The organism is Polaromonas sp. P1_E1_2 (assembly GCF_056406035.1).
Window position 1 is genome coordinate 1 of the sequence record NZ_JBFUAZ010000587.1, and the last position, 2,664, is coordinate 2,664.

Sequence of the window (2,664 nt, forward strand, 5' to 3'; positions counted from 1 at the left end):
GCCTTGAAGTCGGTGCCACGCTGATCAGCGGTTCGGAAGCGCCGATTCGCGTCGGCAACACTCTGCCGATCCGCAATATTCCTGTCGGTTCGACGATTCACTGCATCGAGATGCAAATCGGCAAGGGCGCGCAAATCGCCCGCTCTGCCGGCACCTCTGCAACCTTGTTGGCCCGCGAAGGTACCTACGCCCAGGTGCGTATGCGCTCCGGTGAAGTTCGCAAGATCCACATCGAATGCCGCGCCACCATCGGTGAAGTCGCCAACGAAGAACACAGCCTGCGCCGTCTCGGCAAGGCCGGTGTGAAGCGCTGGATGGGTATTCGCCCGACCGTTCGCGGTGTGGTGATGAACCCGGTTGACCACCCGCACGGCGGTGGCGAAGGCAAGACCGGCGAAGGCCGTCATCCTGTCGATCCATGGGGTAACCTGACCAAGGGCTACCGCACCCGCAACAACAAGCGCACGCAAGTGATGATTGTTTCGCGTCGCAAGAAGTAAGGCTAACCCATGACACGTTCACTCAAAAAAGGTCCGTTTGTCGACCATCATTTGGTAGCCAAAGCCGACAAGGCCGTTACCAACAAGGACAAAAAGCCGATCAAGACCTGGTCGCGTCGCTCCATGATCCTGCCCGAGTTCATCGGCCTGACCATCGCCGTTCACAACGGCAAGCAGCACGTACCTGTCTACATCACCGATCAAATGGTTGGCCACAAGCTGGGCGAGTTCGCACTCACCCGGACTTTCAAAGGTCATCCGGCTGATAAAAAAGTTGTGAGAAAGTAAGGAAAAGACCATGGAAACACGTGCAACCCTCCGGGGCGTTCGTCTGTCGGTCGACAAGGGCCGTCTGGTCGCTGACCTGATCCGCGGCAAGAAAGTGGATCAAGCCCTCAACATCCTGAATTTCACGCAGAAAAAAGCTGCTGGAATCATCAAGAAGGTTGTGGAGTCCGCCATCGCCAACGCTGAACACAACGATGGCGCCGACATCGACGAGCTGAAGGTGAAAACCATCTACGTCGAACAAGGTGCCACGCTCAAGCGTTTCTCCGCGCGCGCAAAAGGCCGCGGCAACAGCATCAGCAAGCCCACGTGCCATGTGTACGTGGTCGTTGGCAACTAAAGGCAGCAGGATATGGGACAAAAAATCAACCCAACCGGGTTTCGCCTTGCAGTTAGCCGCAACTGGTCTAGCCGCTGGTACGCAAGCAACCGTGATTTCGCCGGCATGCTGGCTGAAGACATCAAGGTTCGCGAGTACCTGAAGGCCAAGCTCAAGAACGCTGCGGTTTCGCGCGTTCTGATCGAGCGCCCCGCCAAGAATGCCCGCATCACGATTTTCTCGGCACGTCCGGGCGTCGTGATCGGCAAAAAAGGCGAGGACATCGAGAACCTCAAGAAAGAACTGAGCCGCCAGCTGGGCGTGCCGGTCGCCGTGAACATCGAAGAAGTTCGCAAGCCTGAAATTGATGCCAAGCTCATCGCTGACAGCATCACGCAGCAGCTTGAAAAACGCATCATGTTCCGCCGTGCGATGAAGCGCGCCATGCAAAACGCCATGCGTCTGGGTGCCCTGGGCATCAAGATCATGTCGTCCGGCCGCCTCAACGGTATTGAAATTGCTCGTTGCGAGTGGTACCGCGAAGGTCGCGTGCCCCTTCACACCCTGCGCGCCGACATCGACTACGGCACCTCTGAAGCCAAGACCACCTATGGTGTGATCGGCGTCAAGGTCTGGGTCTACAAGGGCGACACGCTGGGCCGCAACGATGCGCCAGGCGCCAAGATGGTGGAAACACCGGCCGACGAAGAACGCAAGCCGCGCGGCCCACGCCGTGATGCCCGTCCTGGCGATCGCCCTGGTTCCGACCGTCCTGCTCCACGCGGTGCCCGTGCACCACGCGGTGCGACCAACACCGCTCCGGTAGATGGAAGCGACAAGCCGGCTGAAGCTACCCCTGGTAGCGAAGCCCCGAAAACCACCGTTAAGCGCGTCCGTAAAGCCGCGCCAGCTGCAGCAGCTGACGGTGCCAAGACCGAGTAATCGGTCTATTAACGGAGAATCAAAATGCTGCAACCCGCTCGCAGAAAATACCGCAAAGAGCAAAAAGGCCGTAACACCGGCATCGCAACCCGGGGTTCCTCGGTTGCGTTCGGTGACTTCGGTCTCAAATGCACTGACCGTGGCCGTCTGACGGCCCGTCAAATTGAAGCCGCACGCCGTGCGATTTCCCGTCACGTCAAACGTGGCGGCCGTATCTGGATCCGTGTCTTCCCGGACAAGCCGATTTCCCAAAAGCCTGCTGAAGTGCGTATGGGTAACGGTAAAGGTAACCCAGAGTACTACGTGGCTGAAATCCAGCCCGGCAAGATCGTCTTTGAAATCGTTGGTGTGCCTGAAGAGCTGGCCCGCGAAGCGTTCCGCCTGGCATCCGCCAAGCTGCCGCTGCGCACCACCTTCGTCAGCCGCATGATTGGCCAGTAAGGGGAAATGACAATGACCAAATCTACTGAACTGCGCCAAAAAGACGTTGCCGGCCTGAAAACCGAAGTCAAAGAGCTGCAAAAAGCCCACTTTGGCCTGCGCATGCAAAAAGCCACGCAGCAACTGACCAACCTTTCCACGCTACGTTCCACGCGTCGCAGCATCGCTCGCGCC

The 2,664-nt window shown here is 58.4% G+C and carries 6 protein-coding genes; all 6 read left to right on the plus strand.

Annotated elements, in window-relative coordinates:
* On the plus strand, positions 1 to 500 hold a 500-nt coding region (gene rplB, locus AC1D1P_RS20305; RefSeq protein ID WP_477674206.1), incomplete at its 5' end, for a 50S ribosomal protein L2.
* A gap of 9 nt (positions 501 to 509) precedes the next feature.
* Positions 510 to 788, plus strand: a complete 279-nt coding sequence (gene rpsS / locus AC1D1P_RS20310) for a 30S ribosomal protein S19 (RefSeq protein WP_007866503.1) — start codon at positions 510 to 512, stop codon at positions 786 to 788.
* Positions 789 to 798: 10 nt separating this feature from the next.
* Positions 799 to 1,128 carry a 50S ribosomal protein L22 gene (gene rplV, locus AC1D1P_RS20315; protein ID WP_007866508.1) on the plus strand — a complete coding sequence of 110 codons (330 nt, stop codon included), beginning with the start codon at positions 799 to 801 and terminating at the stop codon, positions 1,126 to 1,128.
* 12 nt (positions 1,129 to 1,140) lie between these two features.
* Complete coding sequence (gene rpsC, locus AC1D1P_RS20320) at positions 1,141 to 2,049, plus strand: 30S ribosomal protein S3 (RefSeq protein ID WP_457281636.1); 909 nt, start codon at positions 1,141 to 1,143, stop codon at positions 2,047 to 2,049.
* A 24-nt stretch (positions 2,050 to 2,073) separates the two neighbouring features.
* Positions 2,074 to 2,490: a 50S ribosomal protein L16 gene (rplP, locus tag AC1D1P_RS20325; protein ID WP_122954483.1), complete on the plus strand. Its 417-nt coding sequence runs from the start codon at positions 2,074 to 2,076 to the stop codon at positions 2,488 to 2,490.
* A gap of 12 nt (positions 2,491 to 2,502) precedes the next feature.
* A partial coding sequence (gene rpmC / locus AC1D1P_RS20330; protein ID WP_477674207.1) for a 50S ribosomal protein L29 occupies positions 2,503 to 2,664 on the plus strand: 162 nt, incomplete at its 3' end.

Coding starts and splice junctions, on each gene's coding strand:
- rpsS (WP_007866503.1), top strand. CDS start 510: ATGACACGTTCACTCAAAAAAGGTCCGTTTGTCGACCATCATTTGGTA.
- rplV (WP_007866508.1), top strand. CDS start 799: ATGGAAACACGTGCAACCCTCCGGGGCGTTCGTCTGTCGGTCGACAAG.
- rpsC (WP_457281636.1), top strand. CDS start 1,141: ATGGGACAAAAAATCAACCCAACCGGGTTTCGCCTTGCAGTTAGCCGC.
- rplP (WP_122954483.1), top strand. CDS start 2,074: ATGCTGCAACCCGCTCGCAGAAAATACCGCAAAGAGCAAAAAGGCCGT.